Source organism: Nocardia sp. 348MFTsu5.1 (assembly GCF_000383535.1).
Lineage (GTDB): Bacteria > Actinomycetota > Actinomycetes > Mycobacteriales > Mycobacteriaceae > Williamsia > Williamsia faeni.
This window is the reverse complement of the sequence record NZ_KB911510.1, coordinates 255359-282344: the sequence shown is the minus strand read 5'-3', so window position 1 is coordinate 282344 and position 26986 is coordinate 255359. Positions and strand designations below refer to the sequence as shown.

Sequence of the window (26986 nt, the reverse complement as noted above, 5' to 3'; positions counted from 1 at the left end):
GATGTGCTTCGCTGCACATCATCGGTCGGCAAGTACCTCACCGACATATCTGGCAACGGCGGCGACCGAGGCAATGGTTCCCGGATAGTCCATCCGGGTCGGACCCAGCACTCCGAGGCCACCGAACACTGTTCCCGAGGCACCGTACCCGGTGGAAACCACCGCGGTACCCCGCAGGTTCTCCTCACGGGTCTCTTCGCCGATCTGAACCGTCACCGTTCCGGTGTTCTGGGTGGCGGCCAGCAGCTTGAGGACAACCACCTGTTCCTCCAGGGCCTCGAGCACCGAACCCATCGCCCCGGCCATCGGCGCGAAGTCCGCGGCGGCCCGCGTCAGGTTGGAGGTACCACCGAGCACCAGTCGATCGGCCGAGCGCTGGACCAGGGTCTCGACCAGGACGGTGGCGACCCTGATGAAGGGCTGATGCAGGTCCTCGGGAGCCTTGTTGGCGAGTTCGGCGACGGCATGGGAGGCGATCTCAAGGCGCTGCCCGTTCAGGGCGGCCGAGAACATGTCCCGCAGCTGGGTGATCTCCTGATCGCCCAGGTCCTCGCCCAGATCGACGATGCGCTGCTCCACGCGACCGGTGTCGAGAATCACCACGAGCAGCAACCTCGCCGGGGTCAGCGCGACGACTTCGAGGTGCCGAACCGCGGACGATGAGAGAACCGGGTACTGGATCACCGCGACCTGCCGGGTCAGCTGGGCCAGCAACTGCACCGAACGCCGCAGGACGTCGTCGAGGTCGACACCGGAATCGAGAAAACTCAGGATCGCCCGCCGCTCGACCTGGGAGATCGGCTTGACCTCACTGATGCGGTCGACGAACAGCCGGTACCCCTTGTCGGTGGGCACCCGACCCGAACTCGTATGCGGCTGCGTGATGTAGCCCTCGGCTTCGAGGACCGCCATGTCGTTGCGGACTGTGGCGCTCGACACACCGAGGTGATGACGGTCGACCAGCACCTTGGAGCCCACCGGCTCCTGGGTGGCGACGTAGTCCGTCACGATGGCGCGCAGGACCTCGAAACGACGATCGTCGGTGCTCGACACGAGCAGTCACCTCCAGTCTCACGATGGGCAAAACGTGTTCCACGATGACGTATTCGTCTTCACAGCGTTTGACCAGTCTACGGCGACGAATACCGGTTACGGTGAACCGGTGATTTTCAAGGGCGTCCGTGACGGCAAACCGTATCCGGATCATCAGCTGTCGATCCGCGACTGGGCCAAGATCCCACCGCGGCAGCTCCGGCTCGACCAGCTGACCACTGTCACGACCGTCCTCGCGCTCGACAAGCTGCTGTCCGAGGATTCGACGTTCTACGGCGACCTGTTCGCCCACGCCGTGCAATGGCAGGGCGAGATCTACCTCGAGGACGGCTTGCACCGGGCTGTGCGATCAGCACTGAGGAACCGGAACGTCATCCACGCCCGGCTCCTCGACCTCGACCACCTCTCGGCAGCATCGGCCAATCCCGAGAACATGAACAGCACTAATGAATTCCCTACCCCGCCAACAGGTTTCGGACGACGCCGTCCGCCAGTAGTCGACCACGGCTGGTCAGAACCAGGTCGTCGCCGGCCAACTCGGTGAGACCGTCGGCGATCGTCTGACGCGCGCGCATCTGTTCGTCCGGGTCGAGTTCGGTCCAGGGCAACCCGCTCGAACGCCGCACCGTGAGCATCACCCGCTCGGTATGGCGGTCCTGCGCAGTCAGTTCCTCACTGCCGGCCACCGGTAGGTCGCCCGCGGCCACCGCAGCCGCATAGGTGGCCGGATGTTTGTGATTCCACCAGCGAACCCCCGCCACATGTGAATGCGCCCCGGGCCCCGCACCCCACCAGTCAGCGCTGTCCCAGTAGCCGAGATTGTGGCGGCACTCCGCATTCGCGACGTCGGGCCGGGCCCAGTTCGACACCTCGTACCAACGCATCCCCGCCGCGGTCAGCCGGGAGTCGATCATCTCGTACCGACTGGCCAGCACATCGTCGTCGGGCGCGGGCAGTTCGCCCCGGCGAACCCGACGGGCCAACGCAGTCCCGTCCTCGACGATCAGCGCATAGGCCGAGACGTGATCGACCCCGGCTTCGAGAACGGCGTCCAGCGACATCGCCAGATCCTCGTCCCGTTCACCCGGTGTTCCGTAGATCAGGTCCAGGTTGATGTGCTCGATCCCGGCCTCACGCGCCTCACGGGCCGCCGCCACCGCCCGTCCCGGTGTGTGGGTGCGATCCAGCACTGCGAGTACATGACTTGCGGCAGACTGCATTCCGAGCGACACCCGATTGAATCCGGCACCTGCGATGCCGGCGAAGAACTCCGGCGACGTCGACTCCGGATTGGATTCGGTGGTGATCTCGGCGCCGTCGGCGATCTCGAAGTACTTTCGCACCGACGTCAGGACCTGCCCTAGTCCCTGAGCTCCGAGCAACGACGGCGTGCCGCCCCCGACAAAGATCGTGGACACCGGTCGCGCCGGCGACAACTGCCGGGCGGCCATCGCCAGTTCGCCGTCGAGTGCGGTCATCCATTGATCCGGCGACGACGCACTGCCCAGTTCACCGGGCGTATAGGTGTTGAAGTCGCAGTAACCACAGCGTGTCGCGCAGAATGGCACGTGGATGTACAGCCCCAGCGGCGTTTCACTGTCAGACTTCGGAATCGATAAGTTTGCCATCGTAAGACGATCATCCCAGGCACGCTTGTCACAACCGAATTCAGGACGACTTCACACGAGGGGTCAAGCCAATGGCAACCACAGACAAGTCGGACGGGCATGAGCCGAGCGCCGATACCCCAGCCGCCGACACACCGGCAGGCAGACCAGATTGGCCCACCCACCTGCTCGTCTGGGCGCTGCTGCGATCGGTGGTCATCGTGGTCCTGTATCTCGTCGCGTATTTCCTGGTCCCCTGGGACCAATTCAGCGACTGGTGGTCACTGGCGATCGTGATCGGATTCCTGGTCATCGCCATGGCGACCGCGGTCTGGCAGGTCGGCCAGATCCTGAAATCGCCGGCCCCGGCGGTCCACGCCATCGAAGCGCTGGCGATCATCGGGCCGATCTACCTGCTCGCGTTCTCCCTCTGCTATTTCATGATGTCGGAGAACAATCCCGACCAGTTCACCGAGCCGCTGAGCCTCATGGGCTCGCTCTACTTCACCCTCTCGGTGTTCGCGACCGTCGGATTCGGCGACATCACCGCCGCGGTGGACGTGTCCCGGGCGGTGGTCAGCTTCCAGATGGTGCTCAACCTGATCGTCGTCGGTGTGGGGATCAAGGTGATCCTGGCCGCGGTGAAGTGGGGCCGCGATATTCGGGACGGAAAATCTTCCGGCCCGGAATGAGTTCTGCGCACCGGTTGTTGTGCCTGATTGGTAGCCGGAAAATTCCGGCAGCCCGACTTCGACTCAAGATGAGTCGAAATAAACCCAAGTAGACGCATCGAGGGGGTCCGTGGCACTATGGGCGACGTGACTTCTCAAGGGGTGTGGCTCGCGATGCGGCGACACATTGATCTCGGGCGCGCATGCAGCGCGCTCTGTCGCATGTAATCAGCACGTCCGCTTCGCGTCCCGCAGCCCGGGATTGCGCCGGGTTCTCGTGCTAACTACGCCCTCCCCTCACTTCATTTCGCAGGACTCTTGGGTGCCATCGGCACACGCTCACCGCTGCCCCGGGTCCGCCAGACAGGAGCAACATGACGTCGACGACCGACGCCCCCGGCAAGCCCGCGCGCCGTGCGCGTCCCGTAAAGCGCCGAGCAGAAGGTCAGTGGGCGCTCGGCTACCGTGAACCGCAGAACCCCAACGAGCAGGTCAAGAAGGACGACAACCCGCTCAACGTGCGTGCGCGGATCGAGAACATCTACTCCAAGCAGGGTTTCGATTCCATCGACAAACAGGACCTCCGCGGCCGGATGCGCTGGTGGGGCCTGTACACCCAGCGCGCCGAGGGCTACGACGGCACCTGGACCGGCGACGACAACATCGACATCCTCGAGGCCAAGCACTTCATGCTCCGGGTGCGGTGCGACGGCGGCGCCCTGAACGTCGAGCAGTTGCGTACCGTCGGTCAGCTGTCAACCGAGTTCGGCCGCGACACCGCAGACCTCTCCGACCGCGAGAACGTCCAGTACCACTGGATCGACATCCGCAACGTCCCGGAGATCTTCAGCCGGCTCGAGGCAGTCGGACTCAAAACCACCGAAGCGTGCGGCGACTGCCCCCGCATCATCCTGGGCTCCCCGCTCGCCGGTGAAGCGGTCGATGAGGTTCTCGACCCCACACCGGCGATCGACGAGATCGTCCGCCGCTACATCGGCGATCCGAAGTACTCGAACCTGCCCCGCAAGTTCAAGACCGCGATCTCCGGCCTGCAGGACGTCGCCCACGAGGTCAACGACATCGCCTTCATCGGCGTCAACCATCCCGAGCACGGCCCCGGACTCGACCTCTGGGTCGGCGGTGGCCTGTCCACCAACCCCATGCTCGCGCAGCGGGTCGGTGCCTGGATCCCGCTCGACGAGGTCCCCGATGTCTGGGAAGGTGTCGTCTCGGTCTTCCGCGACTACGGCTACCGCCGGCTTCGCACCAAGGCCCGCCTGAAGTTCCTGATCAAGGACTGGGGCATCGAGAAGTTCCGTCAGGTCCTCGAAGACGAGTACCTCGGCCGCAAGCTGATCGACGGACCGGCGCCCACGCCACTGACCGCCCCCCGTGATCACATCGGCGTTCAGAAGCTCAAGAGCGGCCTGAACTCGGTCGGATTCGCAGCCATCGCCGGCCGCGTCTCCGGCACCAAGCTGACCGCCGTTGCCGACGCCGCCCAGCGAGCCGGCTCCGACCGCATCCGCTTCACGCCGTACCAGAAGCTCGTGGTCCTCGACGTTCCCGACGACAAGGTCGAGCAGCTCATCGACGAGGTCTCCCAGCATGGCCTCGAGGCCCGCCCGTCGCCGTGGCGCCGCAACCTGATGGCCTGCTCGGGCATCGAGTTCTGCAAGCTCTCGTTCACCGAGACACGCAAGCGTTCGCAGGTCCTGGTTCCTGATCTCGAACGACGTCTGGCCGACATCAACGATCAGCTCGACGTACCCATCACCGTCAACATCAACGGCTGCCCCAACTCCTGTGCCCGCGCCCAGATCGCCGACATCGGATTCAAGGGCATGCTCGTCGAGGACAACGACGGCAAGACCGTCGAGGGCTTCCAGGTGCACCTCGGTGGCAGCCTCGGCCAGGACGCGGCATTCGGCCGAAAGTTGCGCCAGCACAAGGTGCTCTCGACCGATATCGGTGACTACATGGAGCGGGTTGTCCGCAACTTCGTGAAGGAACGCAATGAAGGGGAACGGTTCGCCCAGTGGGCGATCCGCGCCGATGAGGAGGATTTGCGATGAACACCGCCGTTCGCAATGAAACGGAATTGCGTGGGCTGGCCGAGGCCGGCGCGGCACTACTGGGACCCGATGCCTCGGCACAGGACCTGTTCCGTTGGACCGCAGACACATTCGGCAGCGACTTCCTGGTCGCGTCGAATATGCAGGACGCCGTCCTGATCGATGTCGCGACCAATGCGATCAGCTCCGAGCAGCTCGGCGGCGACAAGCTCAAGGTGCTCTTCCTCGACACCGGGTACCACTTTGCCGAGACCATCGGAACCCGCGACGCGGTCGAGCAGGTCTACGGCGTCGAGATCGTCAATGCCAGGGCCGAGCAGAGCGTGGCCGAGCAGGACGCCCTCCTCGGGCGAAACCTGTTCGCCTCCAATCCCAGTGAGTGCTGCCGCCTGCGCAAGGTGGAACCCCTGAAGCGGGAACTGTCCGGTTACCGGGCCTGGGTCAGCGGAATCCGCCGGGTCGAATCCCCCACTCGGGCCAATGCCCCACTGATCTCGTTCGACGACGCCTTCGGTCTGGTGAAGATCAATCCGCTGGCCGCCTGGACCGACGAGCAGTTCCAGCAGTACATCGAAGCCAACGGCGTACTCGTCAATCCCCTTGTCGACGAGGGCTATCCGTCCATCGGATGCGCGCCCTGCACCAGCAAGCCGATCGCCGGTGCCGATCCACGAAGCGGCCGCTGGGCCGGTCTGGCCAAAACAGAATGCGGGTTGCACGCCTCATGACCATCGAAACGAGCACCAACGTCCTCCCGGTCGACACCGAAGACGAGTTCACCACCCTGGACGCCCTCGAGTCCGAGGCGATTCACATCTTCCGTGAGGTCGCCGGCGAGTTCGAACGTCCGGTGATCCTCTTCTCGGGCGGCAAGGACTCCACGGTCCTGCTGCACGTCGCGCTGAAGGCATTCTGGCCGGCACCGCTGCCGTTCTCGCTTCTGCACGTCGACACCGGGCACAACCTGCCCGAGGTCCTCGCGTTCCGCGACGACGTGGTGGAGCGGCACAACCTTCGCCTGCATGTCGCGAAGGTCGAGGACTACCTCGCCGACGGACGCCTCACCGAGCGGCCCGACGGCATCCGCAATCCGCTGCAGACTGTGCCGCTGCTCGACGGGATCACCGAGAACCGCTTCGACGCGGTCTTCGGTGGCGCCCGCCGCGACGAGGAACGCTCCCGCGCCAAGGAGCGGATCTTCTCGCTGCGCAACGCATTCGGTCAGTGGGATCCCAAGCGTCAGCGCCCCGAACTGTGGAACCTCTACAACGGCAAGCACGCCCCCGGCGAGCACGTCCGCGTGTTCCCGCTGTCCAACTGGACCGAGCTCGACGTCTGGCGCTACATCGCCCGCGAGCAGGTACTGCTTCCGTCGATCTACTATGCCCATCAGCGTGAGGTCTACTCGCGTGACGGTATGTGGATGACGCCCGGTGTCTGGGGCGGCCCCGCCGAAGGTGAAGAGCTGCAGACCCTTTCGGTTCGCTACCGCACCGTGGGCGACGGATCCACCACCGGCGCGGTTCTCTCCGACGCCACCGACAACGAAGCCGTGCTGGCCGAGGTCGCCGCTTCCCGACTCACCGAACGCGGTGCCACCCGCGGCGACGACCGTGTGTCCGAAGCCGCCATGGAAGACCGCAAACGAGAAGGCTACTTCTGATGAATCATGCTCCAGATCTGCTCCGGTTGGCGACGGCCGGCAGCGTCGACGACGGCAAGTCCACTCTCGTGGGCCGGTTGCTCTACGACACCAAATCGGTTCTGGCCGACCAGATCGACGCCGTCACCCGGGCATCGGTGGACCGCGGTCTCGACCAGCCCGACCTGTCGCTGCTGGTCGACGGTCTGCGCGCCGAACGTGAACAGGGCATCACCATCGATGTCGCCTACCGCTACTTCGCCACCCCGGCCCGGTCGTTTGTTCTCGCCGACACCCCCGGACACGTGCAGTACACGCGCAACACCGTCTCCGGCGCCTCCACGGCCGGTCTGGTGATCCTGCTGGTCGACGCCCGTAAGGGTGTCATCTCGCAGACCCGCCGGCACGCCGCGGTGATGGCGTTGCTCGGAGTTCCGCGTCTGGTGCTGGCGGTCAACAAGATCGACCTCGTCGACGATCCGGAGAAGGTCTTCAACGAGATCCGCACCGAGTTCACCGACATGACGACGTCCCTTGGGTGGAGCGCTGAACGCGTCGTCTCCATCCCGGTGTCGGCGCTGCACGGCGACAACGTGGCGATCCGGTCCGACAAGACCCCGTTCTACACCGGACCGACCCTGATCGAGCATCTCGAATCGGTGCCCGCCGGTGAGGATCGCAAGCCGGTCGGCTTCCGGTTCCCGGTCCAGTACGTGATCCGGCCTCGCACAGCGGAATACCCGGACTACCGCGGCTATGCCGGTCAGGTTGCCGCGGGCCGGGTGACGGTCGGTGACGAGGTGGTGATCCTGCCGTCCGGCACCCGCACCACCGTCGAGCGGATCGACACGGCCGACGGTTCGCTCGAGTCGGCGCACACCGGCCGGAGCATCACAGTCATTCTGGCCGACAACGTCGACGTCTCGCGCGGCGATGTCATCGCTGCGGTGTCCGATGCACCCGAACCGATCTCGCAGTTCAGCGCCACCGTCTGCTGGTTGGGCGACAAGCCGTTGCGTCCCGGCGCCCGCCTGCTGCTCAAGCACGGTGCCCGCACCACCCAGGCCATCGTCGGCGGACTCGAAGTCCTCTTCGACGAGCAGGAACTGGTACTGCGCGAATCCCCGGAATCGTTGGAGCTCAATCAGATCGGCCGCATCTCGGTGCAGACCGCGCAGCCGATCAGCGCCGACGACTACAACACCAACCGCGAGACCGGCAGCTTCCTGCTGATCGACCCGCAGGGTGGCAACACCCTCGGCGCCGGCCTGGTGGGCGACGCATTGTCGACGTTGCACCTGAAAGAGCTTGTGTGACAACACTGATCCTTGCTGCCCACGGTAGCCGCGACCCTCGGTTCGCGGCCACCGTGGCACGGATCAGTGCCGCCGTCCGCGATCGCCTCGGCGACGTGGATGTGCGGCTGGCGTACCTCGACCTCAACACCCCCACGGTGTCCGAGGTCCTGGCGCAGTGCAGCGGCGAGATCTTGCTCGCGCCGCTGCTGTTGTCGGAGGCTTTCCACAGCAAGATCGACCTGCCTTCGCTGGTCGATCAGGCCTGCCGCGACAACCCGACTCTGACGGTCCGTCAGCTGCCCACCCTGGGCGGCGACCCGCGAATCGTCACCGCCTTGGCCGATCGTCTCGACCAGGTCGGCCTGCGTCGAACCGACGGTGTCGTGATGACGGCCGTCGGCTCCAGCGACGTCGTGGCAGACAACGCCGTGCGGGCCCGGGCAACCGAGTTGGCTCTCGAAATCGGTACCCCGCTGGTGGAACTCGTGTTCGCGACCCGCCTCGGCAAGGCCAACGAGACGTTGCGCGCCGCCATCGACAACCTTCGCCGCAAGGGCGCACAGCGCATCGTTGTGAGCCCGTATTTCTTGTCGGCAGGGCTGCTGACCGAACGCGTCGACACCGCCATCGACAATCTCGCACCAGGTGCTCAGATCGCCGGACCTCTCGGTGCCCACCCGGCTCTGATCGACGTCGTCTGCGATCGCTACCGCGCCGCACTCCCCGTCCACGCCTGACCCTCCCCGCCCTCCGCGCAAACGCTCCGGATATGCGAAGACGCTCCACATGTATGCGGAGCGTCTTCGTATTTGTGGAGCGTTTGCGTCCTCAGCGGAGCGTTTGCGAGTCGACAGGCAACGGCAGGAGCGCAATCCCGTTGTAGCTCCCCGACAATGCGCGCCCGGCCGCCAGCAGCGGCGCCTTGCTGCGGAGTGTCCGCGACATCACGAAGGCACCTTCGAGCGAGCAGATGATCGCGATCACCACCTCTTCGGCGAGGTCCTCCGTCAGGCCCCGACTGTGAAAATACATGCGCCCCAGCGTGATCCAGTCACCGAAGATTGACGCCGCCGCCGCCCTGAGTGACTCGTCGGCGTTTGCCACCTCGCCGGCAACCGTCGACACGGGGCACATGTTCGCGTATCCGGTCGATTCCATGTCTTCGGCCGCTTGGGCAAACGCGAACCGGATGCCCGCACCCAGGTCGAGTTGGTCGGCCATCACCATCGGTATGACGGCGGCGTAGGCGACGCCGGCATTGACCAGGGCCTCCCTCGCGATCTGCGCCTTTCCCTCCGGAAAGTGGTGATAGATCGATCCGATCGGCGCACCAGAGGCCGCCACGATCTGCTTCATGCTCAACGCCGCATACCCGTGCGCACGCATGAGTTCGATCGCGGCAGTCAGAATCGATTCGCGCGTACCCCTTGCCATCAATACCTCCTCCATCCATACTAGAACAGTCGCTCTAGAACGAACGCTCTAGGAGATCTCTGATGCAAAGCGTCGAACTGACCGCAGGCACCATCGAGTATCGCGAAGCCGGTGATCCACACGGACGGCCGGTGGTGTTCACGCACGGACTGCTCATGAACGACCATCAGTGGGACCTCGTACTCCCTCTGCTTCCCAACACTTTTCGCTATCTACTGCCGATCCTGCCCCTCGGCGGTCATCGCATCCCGATGAAGCGCGACGCAGATCTGACGATGCCCGGGATGGTCGGGGTCCTCTCCGACTTCCTGTCGGCGCTGGACCTCCGGGACGCAACAGTCGTGCTCAGCGATTGGGGCGGTCCGCTGTTCCTGCCCGAACTGCAGACCGGGGAGCGGGTGAGCCGCCTGGTGATCTGCCCGGCCGAAGCATTCGACAATTTCCCACCCGGATTCCCGGGCAAGATGGCCGTGGTCGCGGCGACGGTGCCGGGCGGAATAACGTTCGCGCTGCGCCAGTTCCGTAGCCGGATACTCCGCAGAACCCCGATGGTGCTCGGACTGATGGCAAAGAAACCGATCCCGGACGACATCATCACCTCCTGGACCGATCCCGGCCTGGCGTCGGCCGATGTCCGTCGCGACGTACTCGCCTACGCCCGCGGAACCAAATTCGACAAACGCGCCCTGATCGCCGACACCGAGCAGCTGCGCGAGTTCACGGGTCCGACACTGGTGCTTTGGGCCCCGGAAACCAACGTGATGCGCCGCGAGCACGGTCGACGTTTGGCCGATCTCGCACCAAATGGCAAACTCGTCGAAGTCCACGACGCCTACGTGCTGATCATGCTCGACCAACCCGAGCGCACCGCCGAACTCATCGCCGAGTTCCTGCAGACCACCTGATTGCCCCTCCCAACCCCAAACGAGCCACCTATACGAAGACGAGCCGCATATTTGTGGCTCGTCTTCGTATAGATGGCTCGTTTGCGGAGCGTGGGAGGGCGCCGAGGTCAGGCCAGCGCGGCCTCAGGGATGTGCGTGGCCCGCACGTACACCTCGTCACCGTCGTTGAGTCCCAGTGCTGCCGCGTCGCCGCGCGTGATCTGCGCGTGGAAGTCCTCATTGGTGGCGAGGTTTTCGAACTCCACCCGAACTTCGAAGCCCAGATACACAACACGCTTGACCCGCGCCTTGATGACGCCCGTCTCCGCGGCTGCGGTTTCAGCGGAATCCAGCGCCAGGTCCGGAGTACGCCCGACCCGAATGTCATGCGGCCGCACCAGAACACCGTTGAGCTTGGCCACGGAGCCGAGGAACGACATGACAAACGGGTTCTCGGGACGGTCGTACAGGTCCGCCGGTGAACCGATCTGCTCGATACGGCCCTTGTTGAGCACCGCGATGCGGTCGGCGACGTCGAGGGCTTCCTGCTGATCGTGGGTCACCAGGACGGTGGTCACGTGCACCTCGTCGTGCAGACGACGGAGCCATGCCCGCAGGTCTTCGCGGACCTTCGCGTCGAGAGCACCGAAAGGCTCGTCGAGCAGCAGCACCTTCGGGTCGACGGCGAGCGCCCTCGCCAACGCCATGCGCTGACGCTGACCACCCGAAAGCTGTGCCGGGTAACGGGTTTGGAAGCCCGCCAGCCCGACGACCTCGAGCAGCTCGTCGACCTTCTTCTTGATCTCGGGCTTCGGGCGCTTCCGGATCTTCAAACCGAAGGCGACGTTGTCCCGCACCGTCATGTGCTTGAACGCGGCGTAATGCTGGAACACGAACCCGATGTCGCGGTTCTGCGGCGACACCCGCGTGACGTCGTCGCCGTTGATGATCACCGTTCCCGAATCGAGCTGGTCGAGGCCGGCGATCGCCCGCAGGAGTGTCGACTTGCCCGACCCGGAAGGTCCGAGCAATGCGGTCAGCGAACCGACCGGGATGTCGATCGAGACGTTGTCGAGCGCGGCGAAGTCTCCATAATGCTTGTTCGCGTCGATTACCGAGATGGTCATACCAGTTCACTCTCCTGGGTTTTCGGGCTTGTTTCAGCCGGGGCAGCAACCGCATCGGCCTCTTTGCTCGCGCTTCGGCGGGACAGTTGATTGGTGTCAGTTCGCTTGCCGACAAAAGTCATCAGCAGCAACACGATGATCGCGATCATCATCAGCAGAGTCGCGGCTGCGTACGCACCGTACTCGTTGTAATCGTCGGTGTAGCGCGACGACACCAGCAGTGTCAGTGTCTGCGAGACACCGGGCAGGTTGGACGACACGATGATCACGGCGCCGTACTCACCGAGCGCACGGGCGATGGTCAACACCACGCCGTACGACAGGCCCCACCGGATCGCCGGCAAGGTGATCCGCCAGAACGTCTGCCATCCGCTGGCCCCGAGTGTTGCCGCGGCCTCTTCTTGCTCGGTTCCGATCTCACGCAGCACCGGTTCGACTTCGCGGACAACAAACGGCAACGTCACGAACAGTGTTGCCAGGACCATGCCCGGCAGGCCGAAGATCACCCGGAAACCGGTGCTCTCCAGACCACCGAACCAACCGCCATAGCCCCACAACAGGATCAGGGCCACACCGACAACGATCGGCGAGACGGCAAAGGGGAGGTCGACGATCGCTTCCATCACTCCGCGTCCGCGGAAACGTCCGCGCACCAGTGCGAGTGCCGTGAAGACACCGAAGATCACGTTGAGCGGCACCACAATCGCGACGATCAACAGGCTCAACTGCAGAGCCGAGATCGCGGCCGGGGTGGTGATCCAGTCCCAGAACTGGGCGATGCCGTGTTCGAAGGACCGCCAGAAGATGAGTCCCACCGGGACCACCACCAGGACGAACAGGTAGAGCAGCGCGATGATGCGCAACGAGATGCGGGGAAAGGCAGACAGTTTCACGAGTTCAGCTCCTCACGGCGTGAGGTCCGTTGACCCACAACGCGTAGTACCAGCAGCACCACAAACGCGATCAGCAGCAGCACCAGGGAAACGGTTGCGGCATCGACCGGTGAGTCGACCTCGATCTGCTGCTGGATGTACTGCGACGCAACCTGGGTTTCGCCCGGGATGTTGCCGCCGATCAGCACCACGGAACCGAACTCACCGATGGCGCGGCTGAAGGCGAGGCCGGCACCGGAAAGGACTGCCGGGGCCAGTGCGGGAAAGACGATCTTCCACCAGATGACCCAGTTGTTGGCGCCCAGCGAAGCGGCTGCATCCTCGACCTCTTTGTCGATCTCGATCAGCACCGGCTGGACCTGACGCACCACGAACGGGAGCGTCACGAAGGCCAGGGCGATAACCAGCGCGGGCTGGGTGGCGTTGAGCTCGACGTTGATCGGGCTGTTCGGGCCGTAGAGCGAGAGCAACACGAGGCTGGCGACGATCGTCGGCAGCGCGAACGGAAGGTCGATCAGTGCGTTGACGTACCGCTTGCCGGGGAACTCGTCACGAACCAGAACCCAGGCGATGATCGTGCCCATGACCACGTTGATCACGGCGACGACCAGGGAGACCAGGACCGTGATCTTGAGTGCGTTGAGAGCACCCTCGGCGGTGACCGCATCCCAGAAACCGCTCCACCCGTCGTCGAACGCCTCGCTGGTGATCGCGGCGAGGGGCAGGAGCACGATGATGGTGAGCCACAGCATTGCAACTCCGACACCCAGCGGTCCCACACTGCCCCAGGTGCGTCTGGTGGGCTTGGACTTGGCGACCGGTGGCGCCACTTCGGTGATGGTCATACGTTGCCTCCGGCGTTGTAGATCTTGGTGATGGCACCCGACGCACCGAACAGCGCCTTGTCCACAGCGGACCAGCCCTTCAGGTCCTTGCCGTCGTTCTTGGCGGCCGTCCCCTCGCCCAGCACAGCACCCAACTCCTTGATCGTCCAGAGTTTCGCGATGTCACCCGGGAACAGGGATTTGGTCTCTTCGAGCACCGCCGGATCAACCGGGCGGAATCCGTTTTCGGCCCAGATCCGCTGCGCTTCCGGGGTGAACAGGTAGCTGACGAAGGCGTTGGCGGCGTCCTTCTCCTCGGTGGTGTTCACCACCGCGACCGGGTTCTCGATCTTGAAGGTCTCGGACGGAATGACGTAGTCGACGCGCTCCCCCGGCTCGGCGGTCGCATTCTGATTCTTGAGGAAGATCGCCTCGTTCTCGTAGCTGATCAGCACGTCGCCCTGACCCTGCTCGAAAGCGGTGGTGGCTTCGCGTCCGGACTTCGGCTGGACCTTCGTGTGATCGCGGACGAGCTCGGCGACATAGTCGAGGCCGGCCTGGTTGTCGACACCGCCGTTGCTCTTCGCGGAGTACGGTGCCAGCAAGTTCCACTTGGCCGATCCCGAGCTACCCGGGTTCGGAGTGACCACCTGGACGCCCGGCTTGAGCAGGTCGTCCCAGGTCTGAATGTTCTTGGGGTTGCCCTCACGGACCACCAACGCGACCACCGAACCGAAAGGCGTGCTTCCGTTGGGGTACTGCTCGGCCCAATCCTTGTCGACCACACCGGCTTTCACCAGGCGGGTGATGTCGGGCGCGACCGAGAAGTTCACCACGTCGGCAGGAACCCGGCGGGCGACCTTGCGCGACTGGTCACCCGAGGCCCCGTAGGACGCCGAGAAGCCGATGTCCTCGCCTTCCGGTGTATCCCGGAAGGCCGGGATGATCGCGTCGTAGCCGACCTTCGGCACCGCGTACGCGTACAAATTCAGGTGATGCGAACCGCTGGAGATATCTTGACCTCCGGGTTCGTCTGTCGAGCCGCCCCCACAGCCCGACAACACCAACGCCGATACGACCAGCACGGAGAGCGAACCGGCCACAGACAGATCTGTCCAGCTCCGCTTTCGCCCCCGTGGCCGCGCATGGCGCGAGGATCGGAAAAGCATAGTTGTATCCCCTTATATTCACTGTCAGTAGGTCTATGGATGAGCGAGTCGTGGGCGACGGCCCGAATCTGGACGGCGTTCAACGACAGAGTGCGTCAAAAACAGAGCGATATTCGACCGCAAAGAGCACCAGTGTGTGGTGCACGCGGTAACCGTCGGCTGCAGACATAGGCGGAACATTAGCACCAGAATTTGGCGTGTGAACCTCACGAACAAGGGGTCGGGTGAGGCCCGATCAGCGCAGGATCAACCAGGCGACGACAACCAAAACAACCAGACCGATCAAAGCGACGGTGACCTTCGAGCGCGGCATTACCGTTCCCCTCCATCGACATCAGTTGAATCGCGACGGTCAAAGAGCCGAAACGATGCATCTACCAGGACATTCATCAACACAGCGATGCCGATTGCAAGCGGGATGACGATCGCCGCGCAGACAAGGAGCTGCGGCACAAACGACATCGACGTCAGCCACTCTTCGACGCCATCCCACCATCGGGTCAATGAATCCACCGGGCCAGCCTAGCCCCTCGATTTTTGATCACCGTGATTAAAAGTCCGGAGGCGCAATCACCGGGGGTCCCCGGCCCGAGAATCCGGGTCCGAACAGAATCTCTGCAGCGGTGGCAGCGGAGTACGACCGCCAGCATGATAGAGCCATGACAACCACATCCGAGGACAGCAGTATCGCTGGCCTCACCAATACCGGCCACACCGCGCCCACCGGTGCGGGCGCCGTCCCCAAGCGCCAGCATTCCGCACTGAGCTCGCCGGCGATCGGCGCGTCTCCCGGAATGCCGCAGAATGCCTTCCCGCCGATCGGCGACTACGCGTTCCTGTCCGACTGCGAATGCAACTGCCTCATCGCACGCAACGGTTCGGTGGAATGGATGTGTGTCCCCCGTCCCGACTCCCCCAGTGTCTTCGGCGCGGTCCTCGACCGCAGCGCCGGCCATTTCCGACTGGCGCCCTACGGCGTCAACGTTCCGGTCGACCGCCGGTACCTGCCCGGCAGCCTGATGGTCGAGACGACGTGGCAGACCGACACCGGTTGGCTCATCGTTCGCGACGCGCTGGTGATGGGCAAATGGCACGACAACGAAGCCCGGTCGCGCACGCATAAGCGCACGCCGACCGATTGGGATGCCAAGCACGTCCTCCTCCGTACGGTCCGCTGTGTGAACGGCACCGTGGAACTGGCGATGAGCTGCGAGCCGGCGTTCGACTACCACCGGGGCGGTACCAAATGGGAATACTCCGGCCCGGCGTACGGCGAAGCGATTGCCGGCGCGACCGGTGTCGACGGTGATGTCCAGTCGCTGAAGCTGACCACCAGCCTCAAGCTCGGACTCGAGGGCCGTGAAGCCCGCGCCCGGACCCGCATGGTCGAAGGTGACAACCACTTCGTCGCCATGAGTTGGGGCAGCCAGCCACCTCCGCAGGACTGGGCGGAGGCCGCGCAGATGATGTGGGAGACCTCCGAGTGCTGGCGGCAGTGGATCAACATCGGCACCTTCCCCGACCACCCGTGGCGGAACTATCTGCAGCGCAGTGCCCTCACCCTCAAAGGGCTGACCTACTCACCCACCGGTGCCCTGCTGGCGGCAGCCACCACCTCGTTGCCGGAAACCCCTCAGGGAGAACGTAACTGGGACTACCGCTACGCGTGGGTGCGCGATTCGACCTTCGCGTTGTGGGGTCTGTACACCCTGGGCCTCGACCGCGAGGCCAGCGACTTCTTCTCCTTCATCGCCGACGTCTCCGGCGCCACCAACGGTGAGCATCATCCGTTGCAGGTGATGTACGGCGTCGGCGGCGAACGCACGCTCGAAGAAGCCGAACTCAACCATCTCTCCGGCTACGACGGCGCCCGGCCCGTCCGCATCGGCAACGGCGCCTATAACCAGAGCCAGCACGACATCTGGGGCACCATGCTCGACTCGGTGTACCTCAACACCAAGACCACCGAAACGGTGTCCGAGACGTTGTGGCCGGTCCTCAAAGCCCAGGTCGAAGAAGCGGTCAAGCACTGGCGCAAACCCGACCGCGGGATCTGGGAAGTCCGCGGCGAGCCACAGCATTTCACCTCGTCCAAGGTCATGTGCTGGATCGCGCTGGACCGCGGCGCCAAACTCGCGGCCATCCATGGCGAGAAGTCCTACGCGAAGACGTGGGCCGAGATCGCCGACGAGATCAAGGCCGACATCCTCGAGTTCGGCGTCAACGACCGTGGCATCTTCACCCAGCGCTACGGGCACGACGCTCTCGACGCCTCACTGCTGCTGGTCCCGCTCCTGCGGTTCCTGCCGTCGGATGACCCCCGGGTACGGAACACCGTGATCGCCATAGCCGACGAACTCAGCGAGAACGGGCTCGTATTGCGCTACCGCGTCGAAGAGACCGATGACGGCTTGTCCGGCGAAGAGGGTTCGTTCACGATCTGTTCGTTCTGGCTGGTGTCAGCGCTCGTCGAGATCGGCGAATTGGCACGGGCGAAGACCCTGTGCGAGCGGCTGCTGAACTACGCCAGCCCGCTCAAACTCTACGCCGAGGAGATCGAGCCGCAGACCGGTCGCCATCTCGGCAACTTCCCTCAGGCTTTCACCCATCTGGCCCTGATCAATGCCGTGATGCACGTGATCCGGGCCGAAGAATCGTTGGGCCACAACACCTTCATCCCCGCCAACTGATCCGTCGAGTGTGCCCATAACGCCGTCGAGCGTGCCCAACCGACCGTTGACCGTGCCGAAAATGTCTGGCCTCCAACAACTTCGGCACGCTCGGCGGTCGGTTCGGCACGCTCGGCGGTGATTTGGGCACGCTCGGCGGCGATTTGGGCACGGTCGGTGGTCGGTTGGGCACGCTCGGCGGTCGGTTGGGCCCGCTCGGCGGATCAGGCGGGGAGCAGTCCCCGCCTGCGTAGGAGTGGTTCGATCTGCGCCGGACGACCCAGCAGTTCTTGGTGTGCCGCTATCGGATCCACACTGTCGCCACGGGACAACGTGTGCTCCACAAAGTCGGCGCCGAGGTCGGCGGACAGTCCACCACCGGTGAGGAACCACTGCTCGGTCTCGGCGTCGAGAACCTCGGACCAGATGTAGGAGTAATAACCGGCCGAGTAGCCGCCACCGAAGATGTGGTTGAAATACGCACTGCGATACCGCGGCGGGATCAGCTCGGACGACGCGCCCGCCTTCACCAATGCGGCTTTCTCGAAGGTCTCGACATCGGTGATCTCGTCTTCGACAGTGATCCGATGCCAGGCCAAGTCGAGGACCGCGGCCGCCAGGTATTCAATTGTGCCGTGGGCTGATTCGACGTCGGCGTTGGCGCGGGCCGCCTCGGCCAATTCCGCCGGAATCGAGGCACCGGTCTGGTGATGCTTCGCGTAGTTGTCGAGCACTTTGGGATGCAGCGCCCACATCTCGTTGACCTGGGACGGGAATTCCACGAAGTCACGCGGCACCGACGTCCCCGACTGCGACGGGTATTTGACGGCCGACAGCAACCCGTGGAGCGCATGCCCGAATTCGTGGAACAGTGTGGTCAGCTGATCCATCGTCAGCAAACAGGGCTGTCCCGCTTCAGGTTTGGTGAGGTTGAGGACGTTGACCACCACCGGCCTCTTCTCGAGCAGGAAACTCTGGTCGACGAAGGTGTTCATCCAGGCCCCGCCGCGCTTGCTGGGCCGGGCGTAGAAGTCACCGAGGAACAGGCCCACCGACCGATTTGTCGCATCCAGCACCTGCCATACCCGCACATCGGGGTGATACACAGGCAGATCCGTCAGCTCCTGGAATCGCAGCCCGTAGAGCTGCCCGGCCGCATAGAACACACCTTTGGTGAGGACCGAGTTGAGCTCGAGGTAGTCGGAGAACGTGTCCAGGGGCACCGCGGACCGCTGCTGTTCGGCTTTGGCCAACTGATAAGTGAGGTCGGCTGCTCCGATGTCGGTCCCGTTCTCGGCAGCGAGCCCGGTCAGCTCGCGTCCACCGGCCCGCATGGCAGAGGCCACCAGGTCGGACAACAGATCTTCAACGGCTTCCGGACTGGGAGCGGTCTCTTCGGCGATCACGAACTCCGCATGATCGCGGTAGCCGAGCAGCCGCGCCCGCTCGGCTCGGAGCGCGGCGATCTCGAGTACGAGCTCGCGGGTGTCGTTGGGGCCACCTTGCGCGCAGCGATTCACCGACGCCTCGAACACCCGGCGGCGGGTTTCCGAATCCTCCAGGGACGCAACCGTCGACTGGCTCGACGGCAGTTCGATGGCCAGCAGATACCCCGACGGATGGCCGGCTTCCTTGGCTGCCCGACGCGCCGCGGCGATCTGCCCGTCGGACAATCCCGCGAGCTTGTCGGCCGAGTCGACGAGGACCGCGGCCTCGTTGCTGCCGTCGAGGACTCGCTGCCCGAACTCGGTGGTGAGCGTCGCCAGCCGCTCCGAGATCTCACGCATCCGCGACTGCTGGTCGAGATCGAGCCCGGCACCGGCCCGGATCGCATCACGATGACGCTTCTCGAGCAAGCGCAACGACGGTTCATCGAGGCCCAGTGTCTCGCGGGTCTCGAAGAGCTGGTTGATCCGAGCGAACAAACCCTGGTGCAGCGCAATCGTGTTCGCATGCGCCGTCAGCTTGGGCGCGAGCTCCCGGGAGATCGCGTTGCGCTGCGGATTGGTATCGGCACCGCTGAGGTTGAAGAAGATCCCCGCCGCCGTGCCCAGCGACTGGCCACTTCGTTCGAGCTCCTCGATCGTGTTGGCGAACGTCGGCTCGGCCTTGAGGGCGGCGATCTTCTCGACCTCCCGCAGATGCTCGCCCATCGCCTCGTCGAACGCCGGCAGGAAGTCGTCGTCACTGATCGACGGAAAGTCGGGCAGGACGTGCAGGTGCGTACTCGGGACCAGGACAGGATTCGATGCCATGGGCCGATCGTAGTGTCACACCGACATGTGTGGGCGCTACTTGCCTTTCGGCTTGTCGCTCGACGCATCCGACGACAGCGCCGCCACAAATGCCTCCTGCGGCACCTCGACGCGACCGATCGTCTTCATGCGCTTCTTGCCCTCTTTCTGCTTCTCGAGGAGCTTGCGCTTACGGCTGATGTCACCGCCGTAGCACTTGGCGAGCACGTCCTTGCGAATCGCCCGGATGTTCTCACGCGCAATGATCTTCGATCCGATGGCAGCCTGGATCGGCACCTCGAACTGCTGGCGCGGGATCAGTTCTTTGAGCTTCGTGGTCATCTTGGTTGCATAGGCGGCAGCGCCGTCCTTGTGAACGATCGCGCTGAAGGCGTCGACTGCTTCACCCTGCAACAAGATGTCGACCTTGACCAGGCTCGAGACCTGCTCGCCGGCCTCCTCGTAGTCGAGGCTGGCGTAGCCACGCGTACGTGACTTGAGGGAGTCGAAGAAGTCGAAGATGATCTCGGCCATCGGCAGCGTGTAGCGCAGTTCGACGCGGGTCTCCGACAGGTAGTCCATGCCGCCGAGCTCACCGCGCCGCTGCTGGCACAGTTCCATGATCGAGCCGACGAACTCACTCGGCGCAATCACCGTCGTCTTGACGATCGGCTCGAAGATGTTGCGGGCCTTGCCTTCTGGCCAGTCCGACGGGTTGGTGACGACGTGTTCGCTGCCGTCTTCCATCTCGACGCGGTAGACCACGTTGGGTGCGGTAGAGATCAGGTTGAGGCCGAACTCGCGCTCGAGGCGTTCGCGGCTGATCTCCATGTGCAGCAGGCCCAAGAATCCACAGCGGAATCCGAATCCCAGCGCGACCGAGGTCTCCGGTTCGTAGGCCAGCGCGGCGTCGTTCAGCTGCAGCTTGTCGAGCGCTTCACGCAGGACCGGATAGTCGGATCCGTCCACCGGGTACAGACCCGAGTAGACCATCGGACGCGGCTCGCGGTAGCCGGTGAGCGGTTCGATGGCGCCGTTGCGGGCCAACGTGATCGTGTCACCGACCTTCGACTGCCGGACGTCCTTCACGCCGGTGATGAGATACCCGACCTCACCCACACCAAGCCCCTTCGAGGGCTTCGGGTCGGGCGAGACAATGCCGACCTCGAGCAACTCGTGGGTGGTGCCGGTGGACATCATCTTGATCTTCTCGCGGGGCACGATCTTGCCGTCGACCACACGCACGTAGGTCACCACACCGCGGTAGGTGTCGTAGACGGAGTCGAAGATCATCGCGCGGGCCGGAGCATCGGAATCGCCGACCGGAGCCGGGATCAACTTGACGACCTCATCGAGCAACTCGGTGACGCCGACGCCGGTCTTGCCCGAGACCCGCAGCACGTCGCCGGGCTCGCAGCCGATGATGTGCGCGATCTCCGCGGCGTAGCGATCCGGGTCGGCGGCCGGCAGGTCGATCTTGTTCAGCACCGGAATGATGGTCAGTTCTTTGTCGAGCGCGAGATACAGGTTGGCCAGCGTCTGCGCCTCGATGCCCTGAGCCGCATCGACGAGCAACACGGCACCTTCACACGCCTCGAGCGCCCGCGAGACCTCATAGGTGAAGTCGACGTGGCCGGGCGTGTCGATCAGGTGCATCACATAGTCGGTGCCGTCGACGTTCCACGGCAGTCGCACGTTCTGCGCCTTGATGGTGATGCCGCGTTCGCGTTCGATGTCCATCCGGTCGAGATACTGCGCGCGCATGTCGCGACCCTCGACAACTCCGGTGACCTGCAACATCCGGTCGGCAAGCGTCGACTTGCCATGATCGATGTGCGCGATGATGCAGAAGTTCCTGATCTTGGCAGGATCAGTGAACGTGGTGTCGGAAAGCCTGGGAATTGAACTCACTCCTTGGGTGACGCGGTGATGCTGGTCGAGCTTCGCCGGCGTCATAGCTGACGCATGACCTCCAGTTTCTCATGACCGGGCCGCGGAGCTGCCATTCGGTGTGCTGCGCAGCAGCTAGCGTGAGTTCATGACTGTCATCGACTGGGATTCCGACGGGGTGGTCGGGGCCCTGCACCGCCCGTCCGGCCCCGCTGCCGCGGTCGTGGTCCTCGCGCACGGCGCCGGCGGAAATCACAATTCACCGATGCTGCGGGCGGTGGCCGAGCTGCTCTGCGAACGCGATGTGGCGGTCGCCCGGATCGACCTGCCCTACCGGCAGAAGCGGCCCAAGGGTCCACCCAGCCCGTCGGGTGCTGCCACCGATCGCGCCGGGATCGTTGCGGCATGCGCCGCATTTCGGGGCGAATCCGCCGGCCCGTTGCTCGTCGGTGGTCACTCCTACGGCGGACGACAGGCCTCGATGGTGGTGGCCGACGATCCGTCCGTCGCCGACGGACTGTTGCTGACGTCGTACCCGCTGCATCCACCCGGCAAGCCCGACCGCCTCCGCACCGAGCACCTGCCGTCGATCACCCGGCCGGTCCTCGTGGTCCACGGCGCGAGCGATCCGTTCGGCACCACCGACGAACTCACCAGTGCACTCGATTTGATCCCCGCGCCGACCCGGCTCATCGACCTGCCAAAAGTGGGACACGATCTCAAACCCGACCGCTCCGGAGCCCCCCGACTCGCCGCCGACGCCGTGTTCGAGTTCTTCGCGATCCCCGAGGCGTGAATAGGCTGATCTGATGGCAGGAAAATTCAGTCGGATGGCGATGTCGCTTGTCCGGGAACACGGACCGAAGCTGCTCCGCCAGCTGACCACGGGCGGTGCGAAAACGGGCCCTACTCCGACGCGACCCAGCCGGCAGCGCGCCAGGAGACTCGAGTACTCCCCCGAACCGGACGGGAAAGCTGATCCGGGCGAGATCGTCTGGACGTGGGTCGAATTCGAAGAGGATTCCGGTCAGGGCAAAGACCGGCCGGTACTTGTCGTCGGCCGCGACGACAACACCTTGCTGGGACTGATGCTCTCGAGCCAGCAACATCGCCGCGACGACCGCAACTGGGTCAGCATCGGCTCGGGGTCCTGGGACAGCGAGCACCGCGAGAGCTTCATCCGCCTCGACCGCGTTCTCGACATCGCCGAGAGCGGCATCCGCCGCGAGGGTGCGATCGTGCCCCGCGCACAGTTCGATCAGGTGGCCGCGATCCTGCGCACCAAATACGGCTGGCACTGACAACCGGCCCTGAAAACTGACGAATAGGAAAGGGGCGAGGGCTATTTGCCCTCGCCCTGCCCCTTTTCAACAGGTTTCAGGGGTACGACGCCGTCAGGCGAGCCGGGTGATCTCGACTTTGACCTCGAGGTCCTTCGCGCCGGCCCCGGTGTAGATGCCCTTGAGCGGTGTCACGTCGGAGTAGTCGCGGCCGACACCGACCGACACGTGACGTTCGGTGATCGACACATCGTTGGTCGGGTCGTAACCCCACCATCCGCCGGTCCAGGACTCGATCCAGGCGTGGCTCTGTCCTTCGACGGTCCGGTTGATCGTCGCCTTGCTGTTCGGGTGCAGGTAGCCGGAGACATAGCGCGACGGGATACCCAGGCTGCGCAACAACACCAGGCATAGATGCGCGTAATCCTGGCAGACACCCTTCTTTGCCTTCCAGGCATCGACAGCCGAGGTGTGAACCCCGGTCGTGCCCGGCACGTATTCCATCTCGGAATGGACCCACTGACACACCGCGAGCACGGATTCCTGTGGAGTCATCCCCTTGGTCAGACGCTTGGCGACCTGGGCCAGTTGGCGACTGTCCGGCACATAACCGGTGCTGGTGAGCAACTCGTCGTACCGGTCGACCACCTTGTACGAGTGCAACTCCTCCCAATCGAGTTGGTCTTCCTCACCGGGCATTTCGTCGGGTTCGGTTTCGACCACCGACATCCCCGAGACCTCGAGCTCCTCGTGCGGTGCGTGGAGGTCGAACGCGGTGACCGCGGAACCCCAGTAGTCGGTGTAACGGTACGAACGAGTGGCCGGAATCGTCTCGACACGGTTGATGATCACGTTCTGACGCGCATCGCTGCGCGGCGTGAGCCTGGCCTCGTTGTAGGACGACGTGACCGGGGCGTTGTAGGCAAAACCCGTTGAATGGACAACCCGCAGACGCCAGCTCACAGTTCACTCTCCTCGATGAAACGATTGACCGAATCGCTGGCCGAAACCCCGGCCCATGCGACGTAAGGCGACACGTGGAAGTACTGCGCCGTCACGGCCTCACTGACTTCCCGGCAGGTCTCCTGCAGATCCACCAACCGAGGTTGCAGGTCTTCCAACAACATTCCCGGCTGCATGAACTCCAGTCCACTGCGAGCGCGTCCGAGGAGTCGCTCCGCCTCCGCCCGCGCGCCGACGCGACTGGGGCGGTTGTCGAGATGGAGCAACTGCTGCTCCGCGAGATTGATCGCATGGAACACCGATCGCGGGAAAAGCCGGTCCAGCAACATGAACTCGACGACGCGCGTGGCGTCGAGCGCACCGCGATAGGTCCGCAGATACGTGTCATGCGCACCCGCCGAACGCAATACGGTGACCCATGCCGGTGAACCCGACCGGTCGCCGGCTCGCGACAACAGCATTCGGACCGTCATGTCGACGCGCTCCACCGAACGCCCCAACAACAGATACCGGTATCCGTCGTCGTGGCTCAGGGTGGCGTCGGCCAGGCCGGCGAACATCGCGGCCCGGTTCTTCACATAAGAGAGAAACTCGTACGGGCCCAGTTTCCGTGAGGCTCGCTCGGCATCGGCGAGTCCGTTGTAGGTGGTGTTGAGGCATTCCCACATCTCGCTGGATGTGACTTCCCTTGCACCCCTGGCATTCTCACGAGCCTGCCCGACACTGTCGACGATCGACCCGGGCAGGGTCTTCGAGTACGCCACCCGCTCGGTCAGCGACCATGCATCGAGCGACTCGCGTTTGGGCGGCAACTCCATTCCGAGGACCTGCAGCACCAGCCGGCAACGGGCATCCGGGTTGACGGTGGTGTCCTCGAGAAGCTGATGGACGGCGACGTCGAGGATGCGGGCGGTGTCGTCGGCACGTTCGACGTAGCGGCCGATCCAGTAGAGGGATTCGGCATTTCGAGCGAGCATCATCAGCGGATACCGCCCTGCTGGTCCTGCTGCAATTCCTGCTGCTGTTGCTGTTGTTCCTGCTGCGACGTGATGTCCGGCCCCTGTTCCGTTGGTGTACTCGGCGCCGCGCCCGACGCGCTGACCAGTTCTTCACCGGCCAGCTCGCGCTCTTCGGCAGAACTGCGTGAGGCGAGCACCCAGGTGTCCTTGGAGCCGCCGCCCTGGCTGGAGTTGACCACCAGCGACCCTTCGGGCAACGCAACGCGGGTCAGGCCGCCGGGCAACACCCACACCGACTCGCCGTCGTTCACCGCGAATGGCCGCAGATCGACATGCCGCGGCGACAGCTGTCCACCGATCTTCGTGGGCACCGTCGAGAGCTGCACCACCGGCTGCGCGATCCACCCGCGCGGGTCCGAACGGACCTTCTTCGCCAATACATTCAGCTCGTCGGCCGTGGCATCCGGGCCGAATACGATGCCGTAACCACCTGAACCCTCAACAGGTTTGACGACCAGTTCGTCGATTCGGTCGAGGACCTCTTCGCACTCCTCATCGAGCCAGCAGCGCAAGGTGTCGACGTTGCCCAGGCTCGGCTTCTCACCGAGGTAGTACTCGATGATCTCGGGAACGTAGGTGTAGGTCAGCTTGTCGTCGCCCACGCCGTTGCCGACGGCACTGGAGATGACCACGTTGCCGGCCCGCGCGGCATTCAGCAGCCCGGCGACGCCGAGCATCGAATCGGGGCGGAACTGCATGGGGTCGAGGAAGTCGTCGTCGATGCGACGATAGATCACGTCAACGCGCTGCTCACCCTCCGTGGTGCGCATGTACACAACGTTGTCGCGGCAGAACAGGTCCCGGCCTTCGACGAGCTCGACACCCATCTGACGAGCGAGCAATGAATGCTCGAAGTATGCCGAGTTGGCCACGCCCGGTGTGAGAACCACCACGTTCGGGTCGGCCTCGTTGAATGCCGCCGACGCGCGCAGGGCACGCAGCAGGTGCGACGAGTAATCGCCGACCGCCCGTACTCGGTGAGAGGCGAAGAGATCGGGGAACACCCGAGCCATCGTTCGCCGGTTCTCCATCACGTATGACACGCCCGACGGTGACCGCAGGTTGTCCTCGAGGACGCGGAAGTCACCGTGCTCGTCGCGGATCAGGTCGATACCCGCCACGTGGATACGCACACCGTTGGGCGGGCGGATGCCCATCGCCTGACGATGGAAGTGCTCGCAGGAGGTGATGAGCCTTTTCGGCACTACCCCGTCACGGATGATGACCTGGTCGCCGTAGATGTCGTCGAGGAACATCTCCAGCGCCTTGACGCGCTGGGTGATGCCGCGCTCGAGCTTTGCCCACTCGCCGGCGGAGATGACTCTGGGAACAACATCGAGAGGGAAAGGCCGTTCCTGGCCCGAGTGCGAGAAGGTGATGCCCTGGTCGATGAATGCCCGGCCGAGGGCGTCGACGCGGGTCTCGAGATCGGCGCCGTCATAGCTGCCGAGTGCCTTGTGGATGCCCTTGTACGGGCCGCGGACGTCCGCGCTGTCGTAGCCGTCGAACATCTCGTCGAAGGCTCCGCCGTACGGTCCGGCGCCATATCCCTCGAAGATCCCCGCCGAGTCAGTCGACTTTGCGGTGGTGCCGGCCGCAGGTTTCTTCGCCGGCGCCTTATCCCGCGCCGCGCCCGTACCTGCGACCTTTGCGGCCTTTTTCTTCACCGGCGGGGTGTCGCCCGCCACGTTGGTTCCGGTCCCCCGAGACGCGCTCGCGCGCTTTGAACCTGCTGTTGTTGCCGCAATCATGTGACTTATGGTGCCGCAAGAGACGAAAATCGGCAGAGCTCAGCGCAGTATTGCCCGTCACGGTCCGATAATTTGGGTGGCAGTCCTGCGGCTGGTAACGTGGCTCGCTGGTGCTGACACCAAAACCACAATCTTTGAGCTAAGGAAAATACACGCGTGGCAAACATCAAGTCTCAGATCAAGCGGAACAAGACCAACGAAGCTGCACGACTGCGTAACCAGTCGACCAAGTCGGCCCTGCGTACCGCGATCCGTTCATTCCGCGAGGCCGTTGCGTCCGGCGAGAAGGACAAGGCTTCCGAGCTCCTCGTCGCCACCGGCAAGAAGCTGGACAAAGCTGCCACCAAGGGTGTCATCCACTCGAACCAGGCCGCCAACAAGAAGTCGGCAATGGCATTGGCGCTGAACAAGCTCTGATCTACCCCGCCCTTCACCGGGCACGATAACTTCAGCAAGACGCGCTAACCCTGGCGGCTCCCACGCAGTCGCCGGGGTTTTTGTCG

At 64.2% G+C, this 26986-nt stretch carries 25 protein-coding genes; 12 read left to right on the top strand and 13 right to left on the bottom strand.

Going from position 1 to position 26986, the window contains the following annotated elements; all coding sequences use genetic code 11:
- Positions 1 to 18: 18 nt before the first annotated feature.
- Positions 19 to 1053 (bottom strand): heat-inducible transcriptional repressor HrcA, encoded by a 1035-nt coding sequence (hrcA, locus tag H290_RS0104630; RefSeq protein ID WP_020105600.1) that lies wholly within the window; start codon positions 1051 to 1053, stop codon positions 19 to 21.
- A gap of 109 nt (positions 1054 to 1162) precedes the next feature.
- On the opposite strand from hrcA, the gene H290_RS30545 reads away from it, so the two are divergent.
- Complete coding sequence (locus H290_RS30545) at positions 1163 to 1597, top strand: type II toxin-antitoxin system VapB family antitoxin (protein WP_081631501.1); 435 nt, start codon at positions 1163 to 1165, stop codon at positions 1595 to 1597.
- Here the strand turns inward: H290_RS30545 and hemW are convergent.
- Positions 1509 to 2681 (bottom strand): radical SAM family heme chaperone HemW, encoded by a 1173-nt coding sequence (gene hemW / locus H290_RS0104625; RefSeq protein ID WP_020105599.1) that lies wholly within the window; start codon positions 2679 to 2681, stop codon positions 1509 to 1511. The two genes, H290_RS30545 and hemW, sit on opposite strands and share 89 nt — an antisense overlap.
- Before the next feature lie 71 nt (positions 2682 to 2752).
- On the opposite strand from hemW, the gene H290_RS27800 reads away from it, so the two are divergent.
- From H290_RS27800 to H290_RS0104595, 6 genes are all read left to right on the top strand, one after another.
- Positions 2753 to 3352: a potassium channel family protein gene (locus H290_RS27800; protein ID WP_020105598.1), complete on the top strand. Its 600-nt coding sequence runs from the start codon at positions 2753 to 2755 to the stop codon at positions 3350 to 3352.
- A 353-nt stretch (positions 3353 to 3705) separates the two neighbouring features.
- Positions 3706 to 5406 (top strand): nitrite/sulfite reductase, encoded by a 1701-nt coding sequence (locus H290_RS0104615; protein ID WP_020105597.1) that lies wholly within the window; start codon positions 3706 to 3708, stop codon positions 5404 to 5406.
- Entirely contained in the window at positions 5403 to 6134 is a 732-nt protein-coding gene (locus tag H290_RS0104610) for a phosphoadenylyl-sulfate reductase (RefSeq protein ID WP_020105596.1), read from the top strand. Before H290_RS0104615 ends, H290_RS0104610 begins: the two co-directional genes overlap by 4 nt.
- Positions 6131 to 7069, top strand: coding sequence for a sulfate adenylyltransferase subunit CysD (gene cysD, locus H290_RS0104605; RefSeq protein ID WP_020105595.1), 939 nt, complete (start codon positions 6131 to 6133; stop codon positions 7067 to 7069). Before H290_RS0104610 ends, cysD begins: the two co-directional genes overlap by 4 nt.
- Positions 7069 to 8364, top strand: a complete 1296-nt coding sequence (locus H290_RS0104600; RefSeq protein ID WP_020105594.1) for a sulfate adenylyltransferase subunit 1 — start codon at positions 7069 to 7071, stop codon at positions 8362 to 8364. The genes cysD and H290_RS0104600 overlap by 1 nt, the downstream gene beginning before the upstream one ends.
- Positions 8361 to 9083 carry a sirohydrochlorin chelatase gene (locus H290_RS0104595; protein ID WP_020105593.1) on the top strand — a complete coding sequence of 241 codons (723 nt, stop codon included), beginning with the start codon at positions 8361 to 8363 and terminating at the stop codon, positions 9081 to 9083. The genes H290_RS0104600 and H290_RS0104595 overlap by 4 nt, the downstream gene beginning before the upstream one ends.
- Before the next feature lie 91 nt (positions 9084 to 9174).
- Here H290_RS0104595 and H290_RS0104590 read toward each other — a convergent pair whose 3' ends face one another.
- A complete protein-coding gene (locus H290_RS0104590; protein WP_036518168.1) occupies positions 9175 to 9780 on the bottom strand; it encodes a TetR/AcrR family transcriptional regulator in 606 nt (201 codons plus the stop codon).
- A 62-nt stretch (positions 9781 to 9842) separates the two neighbouring features.
- Between H290_RS0104590 and H290_RS0104585 the strand changes: the two genes are divergently transcribed.
- A complete protein-coding gene (locus H290_RS0104585; RefSeq protein WP_020105591.1) occupies positions 9843 to 10685 on the top strand; it encodes an alpha/beta fold hydrolase in 843 nt (280 codons plus the stop codon).
- A gap of 107 nt (positions 10686 to 10792) precedes the next feature.
- On the opposite strand, the gene H290_RS0104580 is transcribed toward H290_RS0104585, so the two are convergent.
- From H290_RS0104580 to H290_RS0104560, 5 genes are all read right to left on the bottom strand, one after another.
- Positions 10793 to 11791: a sulfate/molybdate ABC transporter ATP-binding protein gene (locus tag H290_RS0104580; RefSeq protein ID WP_020105590.1), complete on the bottom strand. Its 999-nt coding sequence runs from the start codon at positions 11789 to 11791 to the stop codon at positions 10793 to 10795.
- On the bottom strand, positions 11788 to 12684 hold the full coding sequence (gene cysW, locus H290_RS0104575) for a sulfate ABC transporter permease subunit CysW (RefSeq protein WP_020105589.1): 897 nt from the start codon (positions 12682 to 12684) through the stop codon (positions 11788 to 11790). The genes H290_RS0104580 and cysW overlap by 4 nt, the downstream gene beginning before the upstream one ends.
- Positions 12681 to 13529 carry a sulfate ABC transporter permease subunit CysT gene (cysT, locus tag H290_RS0104570; protein ID WP_020105588.1) on the bottom strand — a complete coding sequence of 283 codons (849 nt, stop codon included), beginning with the start codon at positions 13527 to 13529 and terminating at the stop codon, positions 12681 to 12683. The genes cysW and cysT overlap by 4 nt, the downstream gene beginning before the upstream one ends.
- Positions 13526 to 14611, bottom strand: a complete 1086-nt coding sequence (locus H290_RS0104565) for a sulfate ABC transporter substrate-binding protein (protein ID WP_020105587.1) — start codon at positions 14609 to 14611, stop codon at positions 13526 to 13528. Before H290_RS0104565 ends, cysT begins: the two co-directional genes overlap by 4 nt.
- A gap of 378 nt (positions 14612 to 14989) precedes the next feature.
- The gene (locus tag H290_RS0104560) at positions 14990 to 15190 is read right to left on the bottom strand and encodes a hypothetical protein (RefSeq protein WP_020105586.1); all 201 of its coding nucleotides are present in this window, start codon (positions 15188 to 15190) and stop codon (positions 14990 to 14992) included.
- A gap of 281 nt (positions 15191 to 15471) precedes the next feature.
- On the opposite strand from H290_RS0104560, the gene H290_RS0104555 reads away from it, so the two are divergent.
- On the top strand, positions 15472 to 17367 hold the full coding sequence (locus tag H290_RS0104555; protein WP_369758762.1) for a glycoside hydrolase family 15 protein: 1896 nt from the start codon (positions 15472 to 15474) through the stop codon (positions 17365 to 17367).
- A 203-nt stretch (positions 17368 to 17570) separates the two neighbouring features.
- Here H290_RS0104555 and H290_RS0104550 read toward each other — a convergent pair whose 3' ends face one another.
- Positions 17571 to 19601 carry a M3 family metallopeptidase gene (locus H290_RS0104550; RefSeq protein WP_020105584.1) on the bottom strand — a complete coding sequence of 677 codons (2031 nt, stop codon included), beginning with the start codon at positions 19599 to 19601 and terminating at the stop codon, positions 17571 to 17573.
- A 36-nt stretch (positions 19602 to 19637) separates the two neighbouring features.
- The gene (lepA, locus tag H290_RS0104545; protein ID WP_020105583.1) at positions 19638 to 21536 is read right to left on the bottom strand and encodes a translation elongation factor 4; all 1899 of its coding nucleotides are present in this window, start codon (positions 21534 to 21536) and stop codon (positions 19638 to 19640) included.
- Positions 21537 to 21618: 82 nt separating this feature from the next.
- Here lepA and H290_RS0104540 point away from each other — a divergent pair, with 82 nt between their 5' ends.
- Entirely contained in the window at positions 21619 to 22266 is a 648-nt protein-coding gene (locus H290_RS0104540) for an alpha/beta fold hydrolase (protein ID WP_020105582.1), read from the top strand.
- A 13-nt stretch (positions 22267 to 22279) separates the two neighbouring features.
- On the top strand, positions 22280 to 22771 hold the full coding sequence (locus tag H290_RS27795; RefSeq protein WP_028462783.1) for a type II toxin-antitoxin system PemK/MazF family toxin: 492 nt from the start codon (positions 22280 to 22282) through the stop codon (positions 22769 to 22771).
- Between the two features lie 93 nt (positions 22772 to 22864).
- On the opposite strand, the gene H290_RS0104530 is transcribed toward H290_RS27795, so the two are convergent.
- Genes H290_RS0104530 through H290_RS0104520 form a run of 3 tightly spaced genes read right to left on the bottom strand, consistent with a single transcriptional unit; the run spans position 22865 to position 26483 of the window.
- Positions 22865 to 23713, bottom strand: a complete 849-nt coding sequence (locus H290_RS0104530; RefSeq protein WP_020105580.1) for a transglutaminase family protein — start codon at positions 23711 to 23713, stop codon at positions 22865 to 22867.
- The gene (locus H290_RS0104525; RefSeq protein ID WP_028462782.1) at positions 23710 to 24690 is read right to left on the bottom strand and encodes an alpha-E domain-containing protein; all 981 of its coding nucleotides are present in this window, start codon (positions 24688 to 24690) and stop codon (positions 23710 to 23712) included. The genes H290_RS0104530 and H290_RS0104525 overlap by 4 nt, the downstream gene beginning before the upstream one ends.
- 2 nt (positions 24691 to 24692) lie before the next feature.
- Positions 24693 to 26483 (bottom strand): circularly permuted type 2 ATP-grasp protein, encoded by a 1791-nt coding sequence (locus H290_RS0104520; RefSeq protein ID WP_020105578.1) that lies wholly within the window; start codon positions 26481 to 26483, stop codon positions 24693 to 24695.
- A gap of 156 nt (positions 26484 to 26639) precedes the next feature.
- On the opposite strand from H290_RS0104520, the gene rpsT reads away from it, so the two are divergent.
- Positions 26640 to 26900 (top strand): 30S ribosomal protein S20, encoded by a 261-nt coding sequence (rpsT, locus tag H290_RS0104515; protein WP_020105577.1) that lies wholly within the window; start codon positions 26640 to 26642, stop codon positions 26898 to 26900.
- Positions 26901 to 26986: the final 86 nt, after the last annotated feature.

What these genes read in the sequence shown, in the direction of transcription:
- cysT (WP_020105588.1), bottom strand. Translation starts at nt 13,529, where the DNA reads ATGACCATCACCGAAGTGGCGCCACCGGTCGCCAAGTCCAAGCCCACC.
- H290_RS0104550 (WP_020105584.1), bottom strand. Translation starts at nt 19,601, where the DNA reads ATGGCATCGAATCCTGTCCTGGTCCCGAGTACGCACCTGCACGTCCTG.
- H290_RS27800 (WP_020105598.1), top strand. Translation starts at nt 2,753, where the DNA reads ATGGCAACCACAGACAAGTCGGACGGGCATGAGCCGAGCGCCGATACC.
- H290_RS0104610 (WP_020105596.1), top strand. Translation starts at nt 5,403, where the DNA reads ATGAACACCGCCGTTCGCAATGAAACGGAATTGCGTGGGCTGGCCGAG.
- H290_RS0104555 (WP_369758762.1), top strand. Translation starts at nt 15,472, where the DNA reads ATGCCGCAGAATGCCTTCCCGCCGATCGGCGACTACGCGTTCCTGTCC.
- H290_RS0104615 (WP_020105597.1), top strand. Translation starts at nt 3,706, where the DNA reads ATGACGTCGACGACCGACGCCCCCGGCAAGCCCGCGCGCCGTGCGCGT.
- cysD (WP_020105595.1), top strand. Translation starts at nt 6,131, where the DNA reads ATGACCATCGAAACGAGCACCAACGTCCTCCCGGTCGACACCGAAGAC.
- H290_RS27795 (WP_028462783.1), top strand. Translation starts at nt 22,280, where the DNA reads ATGGCAGGAAAATTCAGTCGGATGGCGATGTCGCTTGTCCGGGAACAC.
- H290_RS0104600 (WP_020105594.1), top strand. Translation starts at nt 7,069, where the DNA reads ATGAATCATGCTCCAGATCTGCTCCGGTTGGCGACGGCCGGCAGCGTC.
- hemW (WP_020105599.1), bottom strand. Translation starts at nt 2,681, where the DNA reads ATGGCAAACTTATCGATTCCGAAGTCTGACAGTGAAACGCCGCTGGGG.
- H290_RS0104540 (WP_020105582.1), top strand. Translation starts at nt 21,619, where the DNA reads ATGACTGTCATCGACTGGGATTCCGACGGGGTGGTCGGGGCCCTGCAC.
- H290_RS0104525 (WP_028462782.1), bottom strand. Translation starts at nt 24,690, where the DNA reads ATGCTCGCTCGAAATGCCGAATCCCTCTACTGGATCGGCCGCTACGTC.
- H290_RS0104585 (WP_020105591.1), top strand. Translation starts at nt 9,843, where the DNA reads ATGCAAAGCGTCGAACTGACCGCAGGCACCATCGAGTATCGCGAAGCC.
- lepA (WP_020105583.1), bottom strand. Translation starts at nt 21,536, where the DNA reads ATGACGCCGGCGAAGCTCGACCAGCATCACCGCGTCACCCAAGGAGTG.
- H290_RS0104580 (WP_020105590.1), bottom strand. Translation starts at nt 11,791, where the DNA reads ATGACCATCTCGGTAATCGACGCGAACAAGCATTATGGAGACTTCGCC.
- H290_RS0104520 (WP_020105578.1), bottom strand. Translation starts at nt 26,483, where the DNA reads ATGATTGCGGCAACAACAGCAGGTTCAAAGCGCGCGAGCGCGTCTCGG.
- H290_RS0104590 (WP_036518168.1), bottom strand. Translation starts at nt 9,780, where the DNA reads ATGGCAAGGGGTACGCGCGAATCGATTCTGACTGCCGCGATCGAACTC.